We start from the raw sequence: 22,101 nt of genomic DNA on the forward strand, positions 1-22,101 counted from the left end.
TGGTTGTTTAAATTTTAATTAGTGATATAAGTTGTGATTTTTTTTCTTGAAACTAAATAAATGGATATGCTTTTAAGGTTAAAAATTCTTCAAAATTTTCATCAAAAATCAATTCATTAAAGAGTTTTGTAGCCAAATCGAACTTTCCATTTTCGAAGCAATTTTCGCCTACGTATTTTTTAATTTTTTCGAGCTCTTCTTTTTCCCACATCAAAATCATGTTTGAAGTCAATATTCTCTCATCATCTAATTTGGCTTTATTTTTGAGCCATTGCCAAATTTGAGTTCTAGAAATTTCGGCAGTTGCAGCGTCTTCCATTAGATTGTAAAGCGCTGCAGCTCCCGTTCCCATCAACCAAGATTCTATGTACAGAATTCCTACATTGATGTTTTTTCGTACGCCTTTTTCGGTGATTTCACCTTTCGGAACTTCTAATAAATCAGCTTCAGAAATGTGATAATCTTCGTACTTTTTATCTATTTGATTAGGTGTTGGCATATATTCATCGAAAATCGCTTTCGCTACAGGCACCAAACCAGGATGTGCTACCCAAGTGCCATCGTGACCGTTTTTCACTTCTCTTTCTTTATCGGCGCGCACTTTCGCATAGGCTATTTCGTTTTCTTCTTCATTATTTTTCACCGGAATTTGCGCTGCCATACCTCCCATTGCATGAACTCGGCGTTTATGACACACCTGAATTACACGTTTAGAATAGGCGCTCATAAAGGGCGAAGTCATTGTAACTTGGTCTCTATCAGGAACTAAAAACTCAGGATGATTTCTAAATTTTTTGATGTAGGAAAAAATATAATCCCATCTTCCACAGTTGAGACCAGAACTATGCTCTTTCAGCTCATATAAAATTTCGTCTAATTGAAAAGAAGCGGTGATGGTTTCTATGAGGACTGTTGCCTTGATTGTCCCTTGATTAATTCCTAAATAATTTTGTGAAAAATTAAAGACCTCATTCCACCATCTTGCCTCTTTATAATGTTCTAATTTGGGTAAATAAAAGTAAGGTCCACTTCCGTTTGCAATTAGAGTTTTAGCATTTCTGAAGAAATAAATTCCAAAATCTATCAAAGAACCTGAAGCTTTCTCTCCATTAATTTCTATATTTTTTTCTTCTAAATGCAGTCCTCTTGGCCTTACGATAAGCGTGGCTAAATTCTCATTAAGTTGATAAGACTTACCTTCTTCGTTTACAAAATCTATTTTTCTATTAATCGCATCAGTGAGGTTGATTTGACCATCCATACAATTTCGCCAAGTTGGTGCATTAGAATCCTCAAAATCTGCCATAAAAGTAGAAGATCCAGAATTCAAAGCATTAACAATCATTTTTCTATCCACTGGCCCTGTAATTTCTACCCTTCTATCTTGCAAATCATGAGGCAACTTACTACATGTCCAATAATCTTCTCTTATTCCACGGGTCTCTTTCGGGAAGGCTGGCATTATTCCTTGATTAATTAATTCTTGAACTTTTTTTCGTTGCTCTAGAAGATCAATTCTTTTATCGTTGAAGTTTTTGTGAAGATGAATCAAAAATTTTTCAAGACCTTCCGAAAAAACAATTGGGTATTTTTCGTCAGTTAATATTTTAAATTCTTTTTCCATAATATTTTGATTTAATAGTGATTACAAATAATAGCTTTTTTAAAACCTAAAAAAAACAATGCGTTTTTCTCATTTCGTTTCGGTACAAATATATAAAATATTTTCACTTACAGCGAACGTTCGCTAATTTTTTTTATATTATTTTTATGCCTTAACTAATAAATCTCTTTTAAAATGAACAAAACCCGTAATTAACTTCATTTGATATCTTTTTTTTAAGTAATTTTACTAATCAAAAAACATTATTATGAAAAAATTCACATTTGCATTATTCCTTTCTTTATGGAGTTATTTTTCTTACGCTCAAGTAACCATTTACAGTGAATGCAACTACAGAGGAAAATACAGAACACTTAGTACTAAAACTTACGCCAACCATTATCAGTTTGGACTTCAAGACAATAGCATTAGTTCAATTAAAATAGCCCAAGGCTATTCTGTAGATTTATATCAAAATTCGAATATGACGGGTAGAAAAATTACACTCACAAGCAGCGACAACTGCCTACCAAGCATTATCAACAATAGTGTAAGTTCTATAGTTGTAAAAAAAATCTACGATGACAACGCTAACAGTGGAAATATTTCAATTTACAGAAATTGCGGCTATAGAGGCTCTGTGACCAATTTCCCGACAGCTAATTACCCAGACCTAAGAGCTAAGCTAAACGGAGGAACTCCAGAATCTTTGCAAATACCAAACGGAATGGTAGCAGAATTCTATAGCGGAACTTACTACAGCGGAAGACTTCTAGGAAGATATACAAGCAATCAAAATTGCCTAACTTCAGAAGTAAGAGACTTCGCCAAATCTTTAAAAGTATATAAAAACACCAGCGAAAACGAGGTAAAACCTCAACCCAAATAATTCACTTAAAAAAACAAACATTTTCACCATAACCTGTATATATCAAAAGTTATTTCGCTCAAAAATATATACAGGTTAAATTTTGATAGCTTTGCAATATCTTTATTCACAGACTTTACAACCTTTCTAAATTCTTAAAATCCATTTTTTTTAATCTAAGTCGCATATTTATTTTTATAAGTTCTATATTTGAATAATGAAAGCAGAAAGTGATTTTATAAAAACAGTTTTCGGATTAAAACTAAGACAACAAAGACAAAAAAAAGACTGGTCTTTGCAGGATTTAGCAGATAAAACCAAACTTTCTAAATCTTACCTCAACGAAATAGAAAATGGCAAAAAATACCCTAAACACGACAAAATCCTACAATTAGCAGAGGTTCTCAATTGCAAATTTGATGATTTGGTTTCCACGAAATTAGACAAAAATCTTGCTCCTTTTGGTGAACTTTTACAAAGCGATTTTTTTAAAGAAATTCCGTTAGAACTTTTCGGGATTAATAAAAACACCCTCATCAACATCATCAGTGAAGCTCCAAAACAAATCACCGCTTTCATTAATACTTTGATAGAAATTTCGCAGAATTATAACCTTGGAAAAGAACGCTTTTATTTTGCCGTACTTAGAAGTTTCCAAGAATTACATGATAATTATTTTCCAGAAATAGAAGAAGTAGCTCAAAACTTCGCTACCGAAAACAATTTAAAACTGGGAAAAAATATAGACATTGAACATTTAGAAAAAATTCTCATCGAAAATTTCGGCTACGAAATAAAATCTGAAAATTTTGAAACCTATGGAACACTCAACAACCTCCGTTCACTCTACATTCCAGAGAAAAAACTCCTTCTTCTGAACCAACTTTTAGACAAAAATCAAAGAACTTTTATCTTCGCAAAGGAAATAGGTTTCAATGTTCTAAAACTAGACCCTAGACCCAACACCTATTCTTGGTTAGATTTTACAAGCTTTGACGAATTACTCAACAATTATTACGCTGCATATTTCGCAGGCTGTGTCTTGATTCCGAAAGACGAATTGGTAGAAAAATTAGAAGATTTTTTTGATGAACCAAAGTGGAATTCTCAGAAATTCTCAGAATTAATTTCTCATTTCACCAATTCACCAGAAACTTTTTATTATCGATTAACCAATATTCTCTCTTCTGAATTTGGCATCAAAGATTTATTTTACCTTTGCTTTGTAAAGAAAAAAGACACTGATAAAATACAGATATTAAAAGAGTTACACCTTAATCAACAGCAAGCTCCGCACGCCAATTCTATGAACGAGCATTATTGCCGAAAATGGATTGCCATCAAAAATCTGAAAGAATTAAAAGAAAACGAAACCCTTACTTCTGCTCAAATTTCGCATTATAAAGATTCTGGATTGAGTTATTTGGTGCTTTCTACTTCTCATAAAAACCCCTTTTCTGATGGTGCTAATCGCAGTTATTGCATCGGGATTTTATTAAATTCTAATTCTTTGAAAAAAATAAAATTTGCGAAAAGCTCTTCTGTAAAATCCGAAAATGTAGGCGTAACCTGCGAAACGTGCAACATCTTAGATTGCGATGTAAGAAAAACAGCGCCAACACGCTTAGACAAAGAGAATTTCAATGAAAGCATGAAAAAATCTATTGCAAAAATCAGAAAAGAAATGTTATAATTTGCGATTTGTGATTTGTGATTTACGACTTTATTAAGATTTAATTTAACTATTACAATTAATTATTTTTAACATTTTTTGCGGATAACTTTAGACAAAATCTATTGAAATTTTAATTTCTTGCTCCTATATTTGACAAGAGATTATGATGAATTTTGATAGAATAAAAGAAAAATTAGAAATCCTTGCTGATGCCGCTAAATACGACGTTTCTTGCTCTTCGAGTGGTGGAAATCGTAAAAATAAAGGCGGACTTGGTAACAGTCACGTTTCTGGAATTTGCCATTCTTACACGGAAGATGGCAGATGTATTTCTTTGCTCAAAATTCTACTTACAAATCATTGCATTTACGATTGTGCGTACTGCGTTTCCAGAAAATCAAACGACATAAAACGTGCTGCTTTTACGGTAGATGAAGTGGTAGATTTAACGATTAATTTTTACCGAAGAAATTACATTGAAGGATTATTTTTGAGTTCTGGGATTTTCAAAGATGCCGATTTTACCATGGAACGTTTGGTAAGAATTGCCAAAAAACTACGACAAGAACACAATTTCCACGGATATATTCATTTGAAAACCATTCCAGGTACAAGTGATGAGCTGATGAAAGAAGCCGGACTTTACGCCGATAGACTTTCCATTAATCTAGAAATTCCTACAGAAAGTGGTTTAAAATTACTCGCTCCTGAAAAATCTCACGAACAAATGACCAAACCAATGACCTTCATAAAAAATGAATTGGTTTTATATAAAGAAGAGAAGAAAATTTTCAGAAAAGTCCCAAAATTCGCTCCCGCTGGACAATCTACACAAATGATTGTAGGCGCCACCGACGAAACCGACCTGAAAATTATAAAAGTTGCCGACCATTTTTACCAAAATTACAATATGAAACGGGTTTATTATTCTGGTTATGTTCCCATGATTGAGGATTCTAGGTTGCCTTCGGTTTTTTCGCAAGTTCCGATGCAACGAGAAAACCGATTGTATCAAGCAGATTGGTTGATGCGTTTTTATGGATTTGATGCCAATGAAATTCTGGACCAAAAAAATCCGTTTTTGGATTTGGAAGTTGACCCAAAATTAGCTTGGGCTTTACGAAATCGAGAAAAATTTCCTGTAAACATTAACACAGCACCGAAAGAAATGTTGCTGAGGATTCCTGGAGTTGGTGTAACTTCGGTTTTAAAGATTTTACAAGCGAGAAAATTTCAGAAATTGAATTTAGGACATCTCAAAAAAATGGGAGTCGCCACCAACCGAGCCAAATATTTTATAGAATTTGAAAGCGAAAATATTTTCAATAGATTGATTGATGAACAGAATTTCCGTCAAATTGTGTTGAACGGAATGAAATCGAAATGGCAAAATCCGTTTTCGGAGCAGTTGAGTTTGTTTTAGTTGCCACTAATGCACGTATCATTCATCTATTATCAATCAAAAAATGACCACACTTCTCTACGATTCTAGTTTTGAAGGATTACTAACCGCTGTATTTGAAGTTTTCGAGTACAAGTATGATGTTGTGGAAATTATTTCCAAAGAAAATTACACGCAAGAAAATTTCTTTGCAGAAACTCACGAAGTGATTACCAATTTTGAAAAATCTGATAGAGTTCTCAAAAAATTAGAAGAAAATCTTGGCAAAGAAGGGATTTCTCAATTGATGTTGGTGTATTTTTCAGAAAGAAAAGATTTAGAACGATTGATTTTGAGCGCAGTTCGGCATTCTATTAATCATCCAAAACAAAACATTTTAAAAGATTTCGGAAATGATGATATTTTGGAAATTTCTAAAATTTGCAGAAGTGTAGGAAGAGAACGACACAGAATGCTCGCTTTTGTGCGTTTTGAACTATTGCAAGACGAAGTCTATTTCGCGAAAATAGAACCTGATTTTAATGTTTTGCCTCTAATTCAGAAACATTTTAAAGACAGATATGCTGACCAAAAATGGATGATTTTTGATTTGAAACGCCATTACGGAATTTTCTATGATTTGAAAAGTGTAGAATTTTTCTTCCCTGATGAATCTCAATTACAAAATTTTAGAAATTCTGAACAGTTTCACCACGAGGAAGAAAAAAAATATCAAACACTTTGGCAACGGTATTTCATAAAAACAGGAATTCCGGAACGTAAAAATATGAAACTCCACATTCAATGGATGCCGAAAAGATATTGGAAGTATTTGACGGAGAAGTATTAATGAATTGAAAATGGAAAGTTGAAAATTGAAAACCTTAATTACCATAAATCAATGACAACGCCTCTTGAATAGTGTAATTTTGCATAAAGTTTTGAGATGAATTTAAACGATTTACAACATATTTCTGATGCTTTCTCAAGAACGGAAAAAATGCCGGTTTTGTTTCTAGGACACGGTTCGCCGATGAATGCGATAGAGGAAAACCAGTTTGTGAGAGGTTTTAGGGAAATTTCTAATAAAATTCCAACGCCGAATGCAATTCTCTGTGTTTCTGCGCATTGGTACACGAAAGGGACTTTTGTGACTTCGGGGAAAATTCAAAAAACGATTCACGATTTTTATGGATTTCCGCCAGAACTTTTTGCGGTGGAATATCCTGCCAAAGGAAATCCTGAATTAGCGAAGGAAACTTCGGAACTTCTTGCACCAACTTCTGTGATAGAAACTGAAAGTTGGGGACTAGATCACGGAGCTTGGAGTGTGATAAAACATTTGTATCCAGAAGCACAAATTCCTGTAATACAGATGAGTATAGATTATACGCAACCTGCACAATATCATTTTGATTTGGCGAAAAAATTACAAAAATTAAGAGAAAAAGGCATCTTAATTATCGGAAGTGGAAACGTGGTTCACAATCTTCGATTGATTGATTGGAAGAATATTAATACAGTTGGCGCAGGTTGGGATTGGGCAATAGAAGCTAGAGCGAAAACAAATGAATGGATTTTGGACGGAAATTTTCAGAATTTAATCCATTTTGAAAAGCAAGGAAAGTCGCTGCAAAATGCGATTCCTACTCCTGATCATTTTTTACCTCTGATTTACACGCTTGGTTTGAAGGAAAAATCTGAAGAAATTTCGCTTTTTAATGATGAATTGATTGGTGGAAGTTTGAGTATGACGAGTGTGAAGATAGGTTGAGGTTGATGAGTTTGATGATAATACTATTAATACTTTGTAACTAAAATTCCTGAAATAATAACAGGCAAAAACAATAGTAAAATTGTAAAAATAGCATCACCAAAATGCAATTTTCTATATTCTCCTTGTTCCCAACTAGATTGTAAATAACCACTTAAAATAGGCTCATTTCCGAAAAAAAGTTTAAACCAAAGCCTCAACAATTGATATAAGACCAAAAAAATGAATGGAATTAGTAAATAGTAAGATTCTAGTAAATTTTGATAGGTTCTGAGATATATTCCTATAAATGCAATTATAAAAGAAATTAATAAAAATATAAAATATAGTTTTGGGGGAATCATAAGTTTAAAAGTCATAACTCCTATGAAAATTAATTCAATAGCGATTCCAATTAAGTAAATCATTCTTCTAAATTTCCACTTTAAATTCCCTATTTCTTACCATATCTGCAATGGTGAGGATATCTTCGCCGATTAATCTATCGTCTTCTAATTTTTTGACTTTAGCACGAAGAATTTGATAATTTTCTTCAATAATTCTGGTTGATTTCAGTGGTCTGCGAAATTCTAAACCTTGCGCGGCAAACATGAGTTCTATTGCCAAAATATTTTCGAGATTTCCTAAAACTTGATTGAATTTTCTCCCCGAAATACTTCCCATAGAAACATGGTCTTCTTGCCCAAGACTAGTCGGCACAGAATCTGCTGAAGCTGGGAAACAAAGCGTTTTGTTTTCGGTGACCAAAGCTGCAGTAGTATATTGCGGAATCATAAATCCAGAATTGAGACCTGAACTTTCAATTAGTAATTTTGGTAAACCATATTTCCCTTCTAACAAAAGATAACTTCTTCTGTCTGAAATATTTCCTAATTCTGCAACTGCTAAAGTGGCATAATCTAGAGGCATTGCCATCAATTGCCCATGGAAATTACCACCAGAAATAGCTTCTTCGTCCGAAATTACTATAGGATTATCTGTTACAGAATTAAGCTCTGTTTCTGCCATTTCCTTTAAATGTTCAAAAGCATTTCTGCTAGCACCGTGTACTTGAGGTACGCAACGCATAGAATACGGGTCTTGTACTCTTCCGCAATTCTCGTGATATTCTAGATTTTCAGAATTTTTTAAGAATTTCAACATTCTTTTCGCCACCAATTTACTGCCTTTGTAAGGACGAATTTCGTGTAGTTCTTTCTTGAAAGGACTTGCAGAACCTTGATAAGCTTCTATAGAAAATGCAGCAGCTAAGTCAGCTAAATTTAATAAATATTCAAATTTTTCTAAGCCTTTAATAGCGTGAGCTAAAATAAACTGAGTTCCATTAATTAAAGCTAAACCTTCTTTCGCCTGAAGTTGAAGAGGTTCTAAATGATGCTTTTGAAGTGCTGTAGAAGTTTCGACAATCGCATCACCATCCCAAACTTTTCCAAGACCTAGAAGTGGTAAAACCATGTGAGCTAATGGTGCTAAATCTCCACTTGCGCCTACAGAACCTTGCTCTGGAACTACAGGAATAATATCTTTCTCTACCATCAAGATTAATCTTTCTACCACTTGCAATGAAATCCCCGAAAATCCTTTAGAAAGTGCATGAATTTTAGACACCATCATTATTTTTGAAATTTCTTTGGCAATCGGTTTTCCAACGCCTACAGAATGCGAAATAATGAGATTTTCTTGCAATTTTGCGGTTTCTTCTTCAGAAATTTTGGTTTCACAAAGTGGTCCAAAACCTGTATTGATTCCGTAAACTGTTTTATCAGATTTTACAATTCTCTGAACGTTTTGGTAAGAATTGATGATTTGTTGTTTAGATTTTTTATCTAATTTAGCTTTTTTGGGATGTTTAATTATTTCTAAAACATCTTGAAAAGTAAAATGGTCTACTCCGTAAATTAACATTGTTTTATGAGATTTATTTGGCGCTAAATTTAAGCAAAAAAAAGCGAGAAAAATCTCGCTTTTAATTATTTCTTAACTACGGTGACTAACTGACCTTCGTATTTGGTAATGGCATCAAAAATCTGCTTAAAGGCAGGGTAATATTCTTTTGGAAAGAAAGAATCATCTACCAAAATATTACTTTCTACAGTAATTTTATTCCCTTCTTGGTTTACCAAGTAACTATATTTAATAGCATCATCTTCTGTTTTAAATTTTTTAGAATCTGGCAAGGTTTCGAACTTATACCCTTCCGGAATCGTGATAGTCACTTTTTTGTTTTTATTATAAGCCGAAATAAATTCTATAGGATTTCTTCTTTCTTCGGTTTGATTAAAATCATGATTTTTAGAATATAAAAACAATAATGGATTAAAAATAAATTTACCTCCAACACCATCTACAAAAGAATCTGAAGTAAAATCAAAACTGGTTTCAAATTCATTGTCATTTAAGGCACCTGATTTAAGGTTAGACAAAGGAAATTTATATCGTTCTTTGTAATTTTCTTTTTGGTAACCATCTTTATCTTCTTCGTATTGCTCATTGTTTAACATCGCATATACTTTGGTATCTTTATCGGTGAAATGACCAGCAAAAGTGGCGTCTTTCTCTAATTGAGCCGTTACTTCTAGATAAGTATTGCTTTTTTCTGGGTTTACAATGTTAATTTGTTCTGCTTTTTTGTCTGTAAACAAAAATCCATTGTAATTTACTGCTCTAGGTGGAATTACATTAATAGAAGAAAGTTTAGAAGTAGCATCTAAAGTATACAATTGTTTATTAGATTCTACACAAGCTATCACATAATTAAGACTTGTAATAGATGGTAAATAATTGGTAACCATACCCATATTGACTGTTGAAAGCACCACAGGATTGGCATTAATTCCTGCATTTCTCAATAATAAAACAAGAAGAATATTAATTTCTGCAGAATTTCCTACTTTGGTATTAATTAAATTTTTAATTCCTTCTTCTGTAAAAACTCTATTCTTATGGTCCCAAGTGTAATTTTTTTGAACAAATTTCAGAATAGCTTCTGTCTTTTTAAGTTCATTTGGAATTTGTTTTATCTCTGCCGGAAGTAAATCTTTTACTAGATGGTCTTTCCTAAGTGCCCCACCAAATCCTTCTTCTTCCATCATTTCTTTTCTAACATCATCCCAAGAAAGGGTGTATGATTTTAAAACATTTCCTGTGTACGAAGAGTTAAGCTCTGCTCTAATAGAGGTCTTATAATTATCTATGTTCTTAACATAATTTTCGTCTAAGAAAGCTTTCAAATTCTCATAACCAAATCTGTATGTTCTATAATCTGCACCATACAACATTCTTTCTTCTGAAATTCTATATTTAGGCATAACAGAACCTTTGTAATTGATACTATACCCTAATTCTTTTGGAGTATCAAGAACATATTCTGTGTAGATTATAGGAACTTCTTCCTCAATCATAATTTTTGGCATTTCTCTAATAAACGGACTGAATACGGTATATGAGTATTCTACTACAGAGCCATCTTTAACATTAGGAAAAGCAAATTTTACAATATTGTATCTTTTATTTTCAGTAGATTTAAATTTAGAATCTTTTTCAACTTTGTTGGTAACAATTTTATCATTTTCTAAATTGTACGTGTAAGCTTTTAAATTAGATAATTTTTCTTCATTACCAGACTGCGCCTCATAAAGTGCAATTTCTTTATTTAAAAAATCCTCTGCTTTGTCTTTATTATAAATTTTTACTCTATCAACTATCTTAATTTCCATCTCATAATCTTTTCTGATGTAATAGTGTATAGATCTGTACAAAACTTCTGCTGGAGCGTCTTCCTTTAAAGTAGATTTTGTTTTTTTAAGGTCTTCAATAGTAAGTTTTGGGGTATCTAAAAATTTATGTTCTTTTTGAGCTAAGTAGAAGCTAAAAGAAAAAATTGTAAATAGGACAAGAAGTTTTGTTTTCATTGTTTAGTTATTGTTTTGAAATTAAAATTTTGGTATGGTCTAAACTGGTCGTTTTTTTTCTAAAATCAGCATAAGCTTTAAATTTTTCTTTAGGATAATTACCCTTTGAAATGGTAATTTTCCTATTCACAAGAAGTTTATTTCCGTCTAATTTGAAATCTAAATTATATGAGCCAAACTCTGAATTTAAGGCAATTGGCAAAGGCTTTTCTGCTAATTTATATCCTGCTGGTATGGTGAATTCTGTTTCGTAAATATCTTGATAAGAAAATGGTAATGAGAGTGGCAATTTTCTTTCTTCATCTGCACTAATATTAGATGTCTCTAGAAGAGGTAAAACCCTAAAGAAAATGTCATTTCCTAGTTTTTTAGAATAGTCATTTACTTTAAATTTTGCTTGATAAGTAATTTCTGCTTTTTCTTTATCATTATTAATATTATTTACCTCTAAATTTTCGATTTTTATATGGTCATATCTGCCTTTCACTGCATCTTTTACATCTTCTTTTGAAAGACCAAGCATGTACATATTAAAATCATATTGAGCTTTAGAATAGTAAAAGTCAGAATTTAGATTAATGCTATTATCTTCATTTAAAACTACTTTAGTTTTGATAATCTCTTGATTTTCTTCTGGTTGATAAACTGGTGTATCAATAATTTCGATTCCGTTTTCTTTAACTGCTAAAACATTTCTATCTGTCGTGTTGTATGATAAATGATTGAAAGCCATTAGCTGCGATGTATTTTCTAACCAAATAGGCTCTTTTTCTGTAGGAATCATTAGAATTACGTGATTTCCGCCCATTTTAGGAAAATCTGGGTCAAAGGATTGCGGTGTTTCGTCACTGGTAATTACAGAATAATAAGATTTAATACCTGCTGCATCTAGAAGTGTTTTCATGTAGTTGGTAAGTGCTTTGCAATCACCATAGCCTTTTTTTCTTACTTCATCAGGAATTATAGGTTGCCAACCACCAATACCGATAGATACATTTACGTATCTTGTTTTGTTTTGCATGTATTGGTATATTTTCTTCACTTTTTCAGAAGTTGTCCCAGTAAGATTAAGCGCTGCTACTTCTGCTTTTATCTCTGGGGTAACTACTGATACTGGCGTAAGCAAGTCTTTGTACATCCAATTTCCAAAGGTTGTCCAGTTGGTCATATCTCCTTGTTTGCCTTCTAGAGTAAATTTTTCAAGAGAAAATTGCACTCTTGGCAATATGGTTTTTAAGCTCGGGGAATATGTTTCTTTTTCTATCGCAGGGAAATTTTGATATGAATAAGTCATATTATTAGCATCTCCACTAGAAGTAACTTTCGCAAAACTAGATTCTACTATTTTAGTTCTTAGTTTAATACCAGACTTATTTACAATAGTAATTTTAGTATTCTCTAAGGAAGTATTGTAATCTAACAATGGATAAAAATCAGGCAAAAAGATGGTGTTAGGCGTTTTTACATTGTAAGAATAGGAAATGGTATAAGGATAACTTACTGGAATGTAATTTAAAAACAAAACTCTATCATCTTGATAAAGAGAACCTGCAGAGACACTACTAACGTCTGTAAAGTCACTTTTAGAATATTTATTAATTACTTTGCCATTAGCATCTAATATTTGTACTTTTATGTCACTTACTCTAGTACTTTTATTATAATGAATGGCTACTGTAGCATCTTCATCACCAGCTTTATTGAGTACAGTAAATACATTCTGATGATTAATTTCCATATCATCTATAGAATTAATCACATAGGTAGAAACATCATTTCTTATGACAATATTCGCTTTAGATTTTAATTCTTCTGGTATAGAAGAGACTGCATAATTTTGAGAAAAATAAAAGTTGGAGAAAACTAAAATAATTAGCTTTAGGAAATTATTCATGATTATTTTTATTGTTTTTTTGAAAGTCTAAATTTAAAAAAAATACTTAAATTTAACAAAATTTTAACGTTGATTTTTATCACAAAAAAAAGCAGGAGAAATATCCTGCTTATTATCAATAACTTAAAACGCTAAATTAATCAACCATAGGAGCTACCTCTGGATTTTTCATCATTTTTCTCTTCCCCATTTTCCCTTTTTTGTCTTTCATCATCTCTTTACGCTTTTCCATTTTATCTTTTTTATCAGCTTCCCATTTTTTATATTGGTCTTCTGATAAGATTTTTTTCATTTCTGCAGCGTGTGCATCTTGTTTTTTCTTCATTTCTTGCATTCTAGCATTTCTTTCCTCTTTATTTTTTTGCATATTTTTTTGCAAGTCTGCCATTTGCTTATCTTGTAGCTCTTTTATTTTTTTTACTTGGTCTTGAGATAAATTGAGGTCTTTAGACATTTTATCTAAATGCTCTTGTTGTCTTTTTTGCATTTCAGCTTTTCTTTGCTCAGGATCCATTTTACCAGGTCTATCCATTCCTTTTTGTTGCGCGAAAGCAATTGTTGCAAAACCTAATACTAAGGTCAAAAATATTTTTTTCATTTTTAATAATATTTAAATTGTTAATCTGTTTCTTTGATGCTGTAAACAGAATAAGGTTAAATCATAAAATGATAAAGTTTTGTTAAAAAATAATTATATAAAATTCTCTATTAGATACTTGATGATTTTTTCCGTTTCGTCTGGGAAATCCACTTTTATATTGTTACCGTTTTCAATCCAGAATTTTAATTTAGAATCAAATTCTTTTTCATCCCAAATCACGGTTGCTCCCATATCTTCTGCTGCCAAAGCATTACACTGCTGTTCATACTGATGAAACATAGGCACGCACAATACTTTTTTACCCAAAAACATTGCTTCTGCTGGCCCTTCGAAACCACCACCAGTCAACAAACCTTCACTATTGGCAAGAGATTGATTGAATTTTTCGTTATTGATTCTATAAACTACAATATGACTTTTCAAGTAATCTTCTTTGGTATGTTTAGAGAATACCTGAAATTTTCGGTCTGGAAATTTTTCTAATTTTTTCAAAATAAATTCATCACTATATGCAGGTAAATAAACAGTGTAATGACCCAAATTTTCAGGAGATAAATTTCTAATTTCCGACCTTATCACTGGTGTTTTTATAAAATCATCATACTTTTTAAAATGAAAACCTATTCTGTAAGTTGCTGGCGCATAATTTCTAAGTATAATTCTACCTAAATGAAATCCAGAAATCACAGGTGTTTTAGGTGATAAAAATGCTGATTGATGACTAAGTGCTACAGACTTTATTTTTCTGAGCTTACAAGCCCAAGCGGTAACTGGCTCAAAATCATTTATTATTAAATCATAATCTTTTACGGGTAGACTTCTAATATCCTTTATCAATTGCCTAAAGTCGGCCTTTATGAAACTGCTTTTATAATTGATTCCGCCATTGGTACCAAAATCAAAACCGAAACCCTTAAATTTGTATTTTATTTCTTCATCTAGATTTACATCTGCCTGAGTTCCGCTAATAAGAATATCTAGCGTTCCGTATTTTTTTAAAATAGGAATAATTTCTCTAGCTCTAGAGACATGCCCATTACCAGTGCCTTGAATTGCGTAAAGAATTTTCATAAAAACGAAGTTATCATTATTTCTTTTTGCAAAATCATTATTAAAAAAAATTAACACAAAAAAAAGCGGAAAACTAACTTTCCGCTTTACTGAATGTAAAAATTAAATTTGATATGAAGAATGTATTATAATTTTTACAAAGAACGTGCCACAATAAAAAAAGGCAGAAAAAAATCTGCCTTATCATACTAACTAATTAATTAAAATTAACTAAACCCTTATCTGAAGCCTCTTCCACCGCTGTTATGATTTTTATCACTTCCGGCAGAACGGTTATGGTCACCACCTCGGAAACCTCCGTTATTTTTAGATTCATTATTCCCTCTGTTTACGTCTTCTGTTCTTTTAGGCGCGTCATTTCTAAAACCATTATTTCTTGGTTGTTCTGGTTTGTTATTACCAAAATCCCTAGGAGAATCTGTTTCGTTTCGGAAACCTCCATTGTTTTGCGGTCTATCATTATCTTTTCTAAAACCACTAACGTTATTTTGTGATTGATTATCTCTTCTGAAGCTGTTATTCCCTTTTACAACATTATTATTACCATTAAAACCATCTCTGAAGCTTCCTTTTCTGAAATCATCATTTCTAAAAGTTCTTACATCTACATTTCTATATCTAGGGGTAACATAAACTATAGGTCGATAATGCTTAACTCGATAACTTCTATAATAAACAATTGGATTGTAATTATGGTAATATCTATTGTAAAAACTTACATAAATTCTTGGACCTAGAATTCTTTCAATCGCAATAAATCTATCATAGTACCAACGATCTGGATTGTATCTATAGTAATTGAACCAAAAATTATAATTAGAAAATCTATTATTCAAAAGCCTTATCTCTCTAATTTGCCAAGGAGAAAGTCTGAATTCTACAAAAAGCCTATCCCAATTAATACTTACAATAGCATTTCTATAGTCATTATAATATCCTCTGTAAAAATCACGGGTATAATAATCCTCAGGATATTCGTAGTAATAATCTTCTGGATAATTATAATCATCATAGTAATATTCATAAGGGTTATTAGAATATTGATTATTACCATAATTGTCATTTGGATAATATTGTGCGTAAGCCATTCCTGCCAAAGATAAAATAGAAGCAAGAACCATTTTTTTAAATATCGGTTTCATATTATTTTTATTTAATGATTTGTTAAAGAATATTAAAAATACGTGCCAAACTTTCTAAGTTTTTAAAAAATATTTTAAAATTACTTAAAAAACTCTTCAAGCTTTTTTTTAATATAATTAGTTTTGATTTTTTAAAACAAAAAAAGTTAAAACCAATAGATGATTTTAACTTTTTATAATTCATTAAAGAACTGATTATTAACGCCTTCCGCTTTCAGCTATGAAACTAGAAATTTTATGATTAAAATGTTCTTTTTCTAACAATTCTTCTAGAGAAATATGCATTCTGTATCTCCAATAATGAGGGAAAACCGCAGGATTATTAATTCTTTCATCATCTGCATACGGGTTTACAATTTCATAATCCGTCGCAAAATATTCTTGAATTGGGAAAATCGCCAACATCGCTTCAGAGTGAAGATGCTGTTTCATAATAATTTCTGCCAACTCAGGTACCAATTCTGATGGCGCAGTACCAAATTGTTTCAGTTGGTTATTAAAATAATGCTGCGTAAGTTCTCTATTCTCTTTCCACCATTGTCTTAGGGTAGAACTATCGTGTGACGAAGCTGTAACCACATTCATATAACTAGCAGATTGTGGGTTGTAATATGGTACGTTTTCTTTAGGTGAACGCTGTACTTTTAGTGCTGTTATCCCTAGTTTATCCATCACACCTGGCACACAATCTGGAACCAAACCAAGATCCTCACCACAAATCAACATATCTGTAGCAGCCAGCAACATTGGTAGTTTTTCCATTGCTTTTTGATACCACAAACCATCTTGACGTCTAAAGAAATAATCTACATAAAGGTCAGAAAGTTGCTTCTTCTCCCAATCTGATAGATATTTATACGAATCTGTTTTCTGAATATTAAATCTTGGATGATATACATATTCACTACCATTAAATTCTTGTAAGAAAAGAACGTTTGCTGCTAAACTAATCAATTTCTCTTCTACTCCATCTCTTGGGTTTTCTTTGAAATATTCAGTTAATTTTCTTTGAGTATCAAATTCAGGTTTAAAGTAATAAACTCCATTTTCAGGATACATAAAATGCTCTGCGATAACCTCTTTCTCATACCCAAACCAATCCCAAAGTATTTGGTCATTAATAAAAGGTCTGCAGTATCTATCATAGTTGAATGGAATATGTCTAGACGCAAATTCCTGATGAGTAACTGGTACTGCTGGATAAAAATACCCCAATAAACCTTGCGTAGCAGACATTGGCATTCTCCAAATTCTAAAAAACCCTAGAATATGGTCTATTCTCATTGCATCAAAATAACGAGCAATCACATTAAAACGCTTCTTCCACCAATCATAATCATTGGCTTGCATTACTTCCCAATTGTAGGTAGGGAACTCCCAGTTTTGTCCTAAATCCGAAAACTCATCTGGCGGTGCTCCCGCTTGGAAATCCATCCCGAAGAGCTCTGGCTCAGTCCACGCTTCTACAGAATATCTGTAAATACCAATTGGCAAATCTCCTTTCAAAGAAATTCCCAAACCGTGGGTATAATCTACGGCTTCCTTCAATTGTAAATGCAACTGATATTGCACCCAAGCGTGTAGCATAACTGCTTCAAAATCTGCGTGCTTCGCTTCAAATAACTGAGCAATTTTACCCGCAACATATTTTTTATGGGTTTTCCAATCATTAAAATTTGGAGTATTGTTTTTATCTCTCAATACACAAAAAGCGGCATAAGGTTTCAGCCAATCTGCATTCTCTTTTAAGAATTTTGAAAAATCTTTATCTTTTATAATTTCAGTTTTATTTTCCTCAAAAACTGCTTTTATAAACTTCCACTTCTCAGAAATCACTTGTTCATAATCTACTAAAGAAAGTGCATTGAGCTCATCTCTCTTTATTTTAAACTCTAACTGAAGTGCTTCTGGAATTCCAAATTGAATTTTAGCTAAACTCAAATACTGAGGATGAAGTGCATAAACAGAAATAGCAGCATATGGATAAGAATCCGTCCAAGAATAATTGGCCGTAGTATCATTTATAGGTAAAATCTGAATCACAGAAAGATTAGTTTTATGAGCCCAATCTGCTAGTTTTTTGATGTCTGCAAATTCTCCTACCCCAAATCCATCACTAGTTCTTAAACTGAAAACAGGCACAGCTACACCAGCTGCTTTATACAATTGCTCTGCACTGAATCTAAAGAAGTGATCTGCATGTACTTGCAGTACTTCTTGGTCTTGATTAGGAAAAGCTAATCTATTATCTCCATATTCGATTGCTATAATCTTCCCAATTTTTTCATCTAAAATGGCAAATTTATATTGTACAAATTCTTTTTGCTTTCTAAGGTCTACCGCAAGTTCCCAAACCCCTACAGAAGTTTGAAACATTTTAACGGCTTTCTCATAATCCCAATTTCCAAGTGACTCATTATTCCCTAAGATTACCAATCGCCAATCAGATGAATATAAAGGTGCTTCTATCCTAAAATGATGGGTATGCTTTTTAAGAATCGAAACTTTTTCTGGCTTGAAGTCTCCTAATTTGTTTTGAAGAATTTTATTGTTGAGATAATTTTCTGGGAAATTTTTATTGTTCCAAACATCGTAAATATTGTATTCAGAAAAATTATTAACAAAATTGAGATGGTGCGTACAGATTTCTTCATCTACGATTTGATTATTTTCATCAATCACCAAATATTTATATTCAATGGATTTAGAAAAAAAATCAATCTCAGTTTTCCAATTTCTGTTGTCTGAGAAATGCAGGTCATAAGTTTGTACATTTTTACCATCTAGAACTTTTAGCATTAGCTTCTTGCCAAACTCTGTTCCGTAGTTAATCGTGAAATATAATTTCATGTAAAGTCGTTTTTCAGTTCACGAATTTACAAAAATATATATGCTTTAGAAAAAATTAATTATATGATTTTTAATTTGTTTCTTACAATTTATGTCTTAAAAAAAAAGGATTTATTATCTCTATATGACATAATAACGACTAGTAAAGCTTCTGAAAAAATTAAGGTAGTTAAAAAAATATTCTGTTGTAAATTTTTCATTATTTAAAAAATGGAGTCTAAATTTTCTAACATGAGTTTTTTTTAACAAAAAACCCTTTCCGAGTTTTGAACTCGAAAAGGGCGTTTATATAAATTAATGTTATTTTTAATTCAAAACATAAGAAGTGCCATCTCTTCCGTCTTTTAGTTCTATTCCTTCAGCTAGAAGTTTGTCTCTGATTTGGTCTGAAAGTTCAAAATTTTTGGCTTTTCTGGCTTGATTTCTTAGTTCAATTAAAACTTGCAATGTTTGATCAAGTTTTGCATTGTTGTTTTCTTCAATATTTTGAAGCCCGAGAACATCAAAAACAAAAGAATTCATCAAAGTTTTTAATTCTTCTAAATCTTGTGAAGAAATAGATTCTTTGCCGTCTTTTAATTTGAAAACAAAACTTACCGCTTCAAATAAGTGCGAAATCAAAATCGGCGAATTGAAATCATCATTCAGAGCATCATAACATTTTTCTTTCCAAGATTTTAAGTTAAAATCGCTTTCTGCTTTCTGCTTTCCGCTTTCCGCCGATTGCTGATTGCTGATTGCTGAAAGCGTTTTCAAAGCCTCCATCAAACGTTGGAATCCTTTTTCTGAAGCCAACATTGCTTCATTAGAAATATCCAAAACGCTTCTATAGTGCGCTTGTAAAAAATTAAAACGGACAACACTCGGATGGAATGCTTTTTCAAAAAAACTATTTTCTCCAGAAATTAATTCTTGAGGCAGTATATAATTTCCTGTAGATTTACTCATTCTTGCACCGTTCATCGTGAGCATATTGGCGTGCATCCAATATTTCACTGGCGAAACGCCATTACAACCTTTTCCTTGTGCAATTTCGCATTCGTGGTGCGGGAATTTAAGATCCATTCCTCCTCCATGAATATCAAATTGTTCGCCTAAATATTTGGTGCTCATTGCTGTACACTCTAAATGCCAACCTGGGAAGCCTTCTCCCCAAGGTGAAATCCATTTCATGATGTGTTCTGGTGATGCTTTTTTCCAAAGGGCAAAATCTTGTGGATTTCTTTTCTCATTTTGCCCGTCTAAATCACGGGTATTGGCAAAAAGTTCGTCTATATTTCTTTTGGAAAGTTCGCCATAATTACCACCTTTTTCGTTGTATGTTCTTACATCAAAATACACAGAGCCGTTGCTTTCGTACGCCAAACCTTTTTCTATTAAATCTTTGGTAAGTTCTATTTGTTCGATAATGTGCCCCGTTGCCGTAGGTTCTATAGTTGGAGGTAAAAGATTGAATTTTTCTAAAACTTTATGAAAATCTACAGTGTATTTTTGTACAATTTCCATAGGTTCTAACTTCTCTAGACGAGATTGTTTTACGAAACGGTCATTATTAACATCACCATCATCAGTTAAATGACCAGCATCTGTAATGTTTCTTACATAACGAACTTTGTAACCCAAGTGCGTTAAACTTCTATATATAAAATCGAAATTAAGGAAAGTTCTCACGTTTCCTAGGTGCACGTTGCTGTAAACTGTAGGTCCACAAACGTACATACCTACTTTATCGCCATTAATTGGAGTGAAAATTTCTTTTTCTGCGGTCAGTGAGTTATATATTTTAAGTTGCATTTTTTATAATTAAAAATTTAAAAATTAAAGAATTAAGGTTTTGATTGTGCATTATAAATCAGCAACAACAGATGATTGTGGTTGTAAAAATTCGGGTTGATATTTTTTTAAATCTGGTCATTTGTTTTCACTATATTTAACCTAAAAATTCCATTTGAACTAGAAAATTGATTATACCAAATATTGTTTAAGGTAGAAAGTTTTGTTGGTTGATTATTTTCACCATAAATTTCCAAAATTAATTCAGAAATTATTTTATCTCCTAAAAACTTAATTTCTTTTTTATCTCTTTCAAGGCATTTAATCCATTCTTTTTGCACAGAAAAAACATCTTCCGAATAAACTTGTGAACAATAAGTTCCACCTCTAAATTCTGCTATAATTGTAAATAAATCCATTATCAAAATACCTCATTATCAAATTTTAAAACCCAATCTAATCCAACTTCGCATGACTTCCTACATAATGCAAGAATTCTTGTCTTGTAATAGGATTGGTTCTAAAAATTCCGCTCAATTCTGCTGTAATGGTAGAACTTGCGGTGTCTTTTATCCCTCTGCAATTTACACAAAGGTGTTTTGCATCTATAATACAAGCTACATCTTTCGTTCCGAGAGCTTCTTTCAAAGCATCTACAATTTGCATCGTCAATCTTTCTTGCACTTGCGGACGTTTTGCATAATAATCCACAATTCTATTGATTTTTGACAAACCAATTACTTCTCCATTTGAAATATAAGCAACGTGCGCTTTACCAATAATCGGCAAAAAATGATGTTCGCAGAAAGAATAAACGGTGATGTCTTTTTCAACCAACATTTGTCTGTACTTATATTTATTGCTAAAAGTAGATATTCTAGGTTTGTTTTCTGGCAACAAACCCCCAAAAATTTCATTGACATACATTTTAGCAACCCTTTTCGGAGAATCTTTTAGAGAATCATCTGTCATATCCATACCCAAAGTATGCATAATGTCTGCAAATTTTTCTTCGATGATTTTTATTTTTTCTTCGGGAGATTTTTCAAAAGCATCATTTCTCAGTGGAGTATGGTCTTTGCCTGTGAAAACATCGTCGTCGTTATCCATAAAATTGCTCATAGTTCAAAAAATAAAGTACAAAAATACTGAAATATTTTATAATACTTTAATTGTTTGATAATGAGAGAATTTATTTTAAAAACATTTTAATTTTAAGAAAAAAAAGTTTGATTGGCACGAAATTTTATATATTTGCACTTGAATTAACAAAATTTTAAAACAAATTGCTATGTCAGACATTACATCAAGAGTAAAAGCTATCATCGCTGATAAGCTAGACGTGGAAGAAACAGAAGTAACTCCTGAAGCAAGCTTCACTAATGATTTAGGTGCAGATTCTTTAGATACTGTAGAGCTAATCATGGAATTCGAAAAAGAATTTAACATTCAAATTCCTGATGATCAAGCAGAAAAAATTACTACTGTAGGTCACGCTATTGCTTACATTGAAGAAGTTATCAAACAATAATTTTTTTTAATAAAAAGAAAATTAAAA

18 protein-coding genes are annotated in these 22,101 nt (G+C 32.0%); 6 read left to right on the top strand and 12 right to left on the bottom strand.

What is annotated here, in order from left to right:
- Positions 1-52: 52 nt before the first annotated feature.
- Positions 53-1,624 carry a malate synthase A gene (gene aceB, locus IEW40_RS11110; RefSeq protein ID WP_188618175.1) on the bottom strand — a complete coding sequence of 524 codons (1,572 nt, stop codon included), beginning with the start codon at positions 1,622-1,624 and terminating at the stop codon, positions 53-55.
- A gap of 247 nt (positions 1,625-1,871) precedes the next feature.
- On the opposite strand from aceB, the gene IEW40_RS11115 reads away from it, so the two are divergent.
- The 5 genes from IEW40_RS11115 to ygiD all read left to right on the top strand — a co-directional run bounded on the left by IEW40_RS11115 (position 1,872) and on the right by ygiD (position 7,301).
- The gene (locus IEW40_RS11115) at positions 1,872-2,492 is read left to right on the top strand and encodes a beta/gamma crystallin family protein (protein WP_188618176.1); all 621 of its coding nucleotides are present in this window, start codon (positions 1,872-1,874) and stop codon (positions 2,490-2,492) included.
- Between the two features lie 196 nt (positions 2,493-2,688).
- Positions 2,689-4,164 (top strand): helix-turn-helix domain-containing protein, encoded by a 1,476-nt coding sequence (locus IEW40_RS11120; protein WP_188618177.1) that lies wholly within the window; start codon positions 2,689-2,691, stop codon positions 4,162-4,164.
- 148 nt (positions 4,165-4,312) lie between these two features.
- Positions 4,313-5,569 (top strand): putative DNA modification/repair radical SAM protein, encoded by a 1,257-nt coding sequence (locus IEW40_RS11125; RefSeq protein ID WP_188618323.1) that lies wholly within the window; start codon positions 4,313-4,315, stop codon positions 5,567-5,569.
- A 43-nt stretch (positions 5,570-5,612) separates the two neighbouring features.
- On the top strand, positions 5,613-6,377 hold the full coding sequence (locus IEW40_RS11130) for a TIGR03915 family putative DNA repair protein (protein WP_188618178.1): 765 nt from the start codon (positions 5,613-5,615) through the stop codon (positions 6,375-6,377).
- 96 nt (positions 6,378-6,473) lie between these two features.
- Positions 6,474-7,301, top strand: coding sequence for a 4,5-DOPA-extradiol-dioxygenase (ygiD, locus tag IEW40_RS11135; protein ID WP_188618179.1), 828 nt, complete (start codon positions 6,474-6,476; stop codon positions 7,299-7,301).
- A 26-nt stretch (positions 7,302-7,327) separates the two neighbouring features.
- Here ygiD and IEW40_RS11140 read toward each other — a convergent pair whose 3' ends face one another.
- The 11 genes from IEW40_RS11140 to folE form a co-directional block, all read right to left on the bottom strand.
- The gene (locus IEW40_RS11140) at positions 7,328-7,708 is read right to left on the bottom strand and encodes a hypothetical protein (RefSeq protein ID WP_188618180.1); all 381 of its coding nucleotides are present in this window, start codon (positions 7,706-7,708) and stop codon (positions 7,328-7,330) included.
- Positions 7,709-7,712: 4 nt separating this feature from the next.
- On the bottom strand, positions 7,713-9,206 hold the full coding sequence (gene hutH, locus IEW40_RS11145) for a histidine ammonia-lyase (RefSeq protein WP_188618181.1): 1,494 nt from the start codon (positions 9,204-9,206) through the stop codon (positions 7,713-7,715).
- 65 nt (positions 9,207-9,271) lie between these two features.
- Complete coding sequence (locus IEW40_RS11150) at positions 9,272-11,212, bottom strand: transglutaminase domain-containing protein (protein WP_188618182.1); 1,941 nt, start codon at positions 11,210-11,212, stop codon at positions 9,272-9,274.
- 7 nt (positions 11,213-11,219) lie between these two features.
- Positions 11,220-13,106, bottom strand: a complete 1,887-nt coding sequence (locus IEW40_RS11155; RefSeq protein ID WP_188618183.1) for a DUF3858 domain-containing protein — start codon at positions 13,104-13,106, stop codon at positions 11,220-11,222.
- Between the two features lie 136 nt (positions 13,107-13,242).
- Complete coding sequence (locus tag IEW40_RS11160) at positions 13,243-13,704, bottom strand: DUF4890 domain-containing protein (protein ID WP_188618184.1); 462 nt, start codon at positions 13,702-13,704, stop codon at positions 13,243-13,245.
- A 93-nt stretch (positions 13,705-13,797) separates the two neighbouring features.
- On the bottom strand, positions 13,798-14,778 hold the full coding sequence (locus tag IEW40_RS11165) for a glycosyltransferase family protein (protein ID WP_188618185.1): 981 nt from the start codon (positions 14,776-14,778) through the stop codon (positions 13,798-13,800).
- A 218-nt stretch (positions 14,779-14,996) separates the two neighbouring features.
- The gene (locus tag IEW40_RS11170) at positions 14,997-15,920 is read right to left on the bottom strand and encodes a hypothetical protein (RefSeq protein WP_188618186.1); all 924 of its coding nucleotides are present in this window, start codon (positions 15,918-15,920) and stop codon (positions 14,997-14,999) included.
- Positions 15,921-16,118: 198 nt separating this feature from the next.
- Positions 16,119-18,770 (bottom strand): 4-alpha-glucanotransferase, encoded by a 2,652-nt coding sequence (locus tag IEW40_RS11175; RefSeq protein WP_188618187.1) that lies wholly within the window; start codon positions 18,768-18,770, stop codon positions 16,119-16,121.
- A 306-nt stretch (positions 18,771-19,076) separates the two neighbouring features.
- Positions 19,077-20,564, bottom strand: a complete 1,488-nt coding sequence (gene cysS / locus IEW40_RS11180; protein WP_188618188.1) for a cysteine--tRNA ligase — start codon at positions 20,562-20,564, stop codon at positions 19,077-19,079.
- A gap of 107 nt (positions 20,565-20,671) precedes the next feature.
- Entirely contained in the window at positions 20,672-20,962 is a 291-nt protein-coding gene (locus IEW40_RS11185; RefSeq protein ID WP_188618328.1) for a hypothetical protein, read from the bottom strand.
- 37 nt (positions 20,963-20,999) lie between these two features.
- Positions 21,000-21,665: a GTP cyclohydrolase I FolE gene (gene folE / locus IEW40_RS11190; RefSeq protein WP_188618189.1), complete on the bottom strand. Its 666-nt coding sequence runs from the start codon at positions 21,663-21,665 to the stop codon at positions 21,000-21,002.
- A 169-nt stretch (positions 21,666-21,834) separates the two neighbouring features.
- On the opposite strand from folE, the gene IEW40_RS11195 reads away from it, so the two are divergent.
- Positions 21,835-22,074 (top strand): acyl carrier protein, encoded by a 240-nt coding sequence (locus tag IEW40_RS11195; RefSeq protein ID WP_069800766.1) that lies wholly within the window; start codon positions 21,835-21,837, stop codon positions 22,072-22,074.
- Positions 22,075-22,101: the final 27 nt, after the last annotated feature.

The organism is Cloacibacterium rupense (genome assembly GCF_014645495.1).
Classification (GTDB): Bacteria; Bacteroidota; Bacteroidia; order Flavobacteriales; family Weeksellaceae; genus Cloacibacterium; species Cloacibacterium rupense.

Excerpts from the sequence above, each read along its gene's own strand:
- hutH (WP_188618181.1), bottom strand. The coding sequence starts at position 9,206 with ATGTTAATTTACGGAGTAGACCATTTTACTTTTCAAGATGTTTTAGAA.
- IEW40_RS11170 (WP_188618186.1), bottom strand. The coding sequence starts at position 15,920 with ATGAAACCGATATTTAAAAAAATGGTTCTTGCTTCTATTTTATCTTTG.
- IEW40_RS11195 (WP_069800766.1), top strand. The coding sequence starts at position 21,835 with ATGTCAGACATTACATCAAGAGTAAAAGCTATCATCGCTGATAAGCTA.
- aceB (WP_188618175.1), bottom strand. The coding sequence starts at position 1,624 with ATGGAAAAAGAATTTAAAATATTAACTGACGAAAAATACCCAATTGTT.
- IEW40_RS11160 (WP_188618184.1), bottom strand. The coding sequence starts at position 13,704 with ATGAAAAAAATATTTTTGACCTTAGTATTAGGTTTTGCAACAATTGCT.
- cysS (WP_188618188.1), bottom strand. The coding sequence starts at position 20,564 with ATGCAACTTAAAATATATAACTCACTGACCGCAGAAAAAGAAATTTTC.
- IEW40_RS11140 (WP_188618180.1), bottom strand. The coding sequence starts at position 7,708 with ATGATTTACTTAATTGGAATCGCTATTGAATTAATTTTCATAGGAGTT.
- IEW40_RS11175 (WP_188618187.1), bottom strand. The coding sequence starts at position 18,770 with ATGAAATTATATTTCACGATTAACTACGGAACAGAGTTTGGCAAGAAG.
- IEW40_RS11125 (WP_188618323.1), top strand. The coding sequence starts at position 4,313 with ATGAATTTTGATAGAATAAAAGAAAAATTAGAAATCCTTGCTGATGCC.
- IEW40_RS11150 (WP_188618182.1), bottom strand. The coding sequence starts at position 11,212 with ATGAAAACAAAACTTCTTGTCCTATTTACAATTTTTTCTTTTAGCTTC.
- IEW40_RS11185 (WP_188618328.1), bottom strand. The coding sequence starts at position 20,962 with ATGGATTTATTTACAATTATAGCAGAATTTAGAGGTGGAACTTATTGT.
- IEW40_RS11165 (WP_188618185.1), bottom strand. The coding sequence starts at position 14,778 with ATGAAAATTCTTTACGCAATTCAAGGCACTGGTAATGGGCATGTCTCT.
- folE (WP_188618189.1), bottom strand. The coding sequence starts at position 21,665 with ATGAGCAATTTTATGGATAACGACGACGATGTTTTCACAGGCAAAGAC.
- IEW40_RS11115 (WP_188618176.1), top strand. The coding sequence starts at position 1,872 with ATGAAAAAATTCACATTTGCATTATTCCTTTCTTTATGGAGTTATTTT.
- IEW40_RS11120 (WP_188618177.1), top strand. The coding sequence starts at position 2,689 with ATGAAAGCAGAAAGTGATTTTATAAAAACAGTTTTCGGATTAAAACTA.
- IEW40_RS11155 (WP_188618183.1), bottom strand. The coding sequence starts at position 13,106 with ATGAATAATTTCCTAAAGCTAATTATTTTAGTTTTCTCCAACTTTTAT.
- ygiD (WP_188618179.1), top strand. The coding sequence starts at position 6,474 with ATGAATTTAAACGATTTACAACATATTTCTGATGCTTTCTCAAGAACG.
- IEW40_RS11130 (WP_188618178.1), top strand. The coding sequence starts at position 5,613 with ATGACCACACTTCTCTACGATTCTAGTTTTGAAGGATTACTAACCGCT.